The sequence below is a fragment of the Pedobacter terrae genome (assembly GCF_900100705.1).
Lineage (GTDB): Bacteria > Bacteroidota > Bacteroidia > Sphingobacteriales > Sphingobacteriaceae > Pedobacter > Pedobacter terrae.
Genome location: NZ_FNCH01000054.1, coordinates 1 through 1352, shown reverse-complemented (window position 1 = coordinate 1352; position 1352 = coordinate 1). Strand labels below are relative to the sequence as shown.

Sequence of the window (1352 nt, the reverse complement as noted above, 5' to 3'; positions counted from 1 at the left end):
GCATATGTCCCAATAGATCCGGCCTACCCAAAAGAAAGGATCGACTTTATTATAAAGGACACCAATGCAAAAATACTTATAACAGATATCGATACAGAACAAAAGATCAGTCTCCAGGAACAGGGGTGCCAAAAGGCAATCCTATCGGAGATCGTAAAAAAACAGTACCAGGAGCACAGTCTCAAACCAAGACCACAGGACATTGCCTATATAATATACACGTCCGGATCAACAGGAAAACCAAAAGGCGTAATGGTCAGGCACGATAGCCTGCTAAACCGACTAAACTGGGCACAGGAGTTTTATAAACTTGATGCTACTGACAAAGTACTCCAGAAGACAACCTACTGTTTCGATGTATCTGTCTGGGAACTAATTTGGCCACTGCTGACAGGTAGTAGCTTATGTTTTGCGGAACCTGACGGACATAAAGATACAGCTTACCTTAAAAATATAATTGACGTCGAACAAATAACAACTATTCATTTTGTTCCCTCAATGCTTGAAGTTTTTCTTTTTGATATTGAATTAGATGATTGTCCAAGTCTGAAACGCATACTGTGCAGTGGCGAAGCTTTGAGGATACACCATGCTGACCTCTTCCATAAAAAATTTACAGGAGTTTCGCTTTTTAATTTATACGGACCGACAGAGGCTGCAATTGATGTGACAAATCATGAGATACTTCCAGATAGCAAAATTTTATTAGGCAGGGCAATGCCCAACATAAACCTTTATGTACTTGACGCTGCACGGAACCCTGTACCGTTCGGGGTACCAGGCGAACTTTTTATCGCAGGCGTACAGGTCGCAGAAGGGTATCTCAACAGACCGGAACTTACTCGACAGCGGTTCATACCCGACCACATAGAGGGAAAGGGACAACTATACCAGACCGGGGACATGGTTGTGATGCAGCCAGACGGTCTGCTGGAGTATCTGGGAAGGATAGATGACCAGGTTAAGATCAGGGGCTTCAGAATAGAACCCGCAGAAATTGAACAGGCCATAATGGAAATAGAGGGCATCCAGCAGGCTGTTGTCGTAACGGTAAAGGATCCACAGCAGCGCGACAGGCTCGCAGCATACCTGGTATGCCAGGAGATGGACAAACAGGCCATCACAGATGCCCTGAGCATAAAGCTACCCACATATATGGTTCCGGCATCGTTCACCAAACTTGAGCAGATACCGCTTACACCAAATGGCAAGATAGACAAAAACAGACTGCCCAGCCCGGAAACCAGCACGCAGAAACAGGGGGAACATGCTCCGCCGACCGACAAAACCCAGGAACTGCTCTGCCAGATATGGCAGGAACTGCTAGGCATATCCCAAATCGGCATATACGA

At 45.7% G+C, this 1352-nt stretch carries 1 protein-coding gene; it reads left to right on the top strand.

What is annotated here, in order from left to right:
* On the top strand, positions 1-1352 hold a 1352-nt coding region (locus tag BLR60_RS24555; protein WP_143009162.1), incomplete at both ends, for an amino acid adenylation domain-containing protein.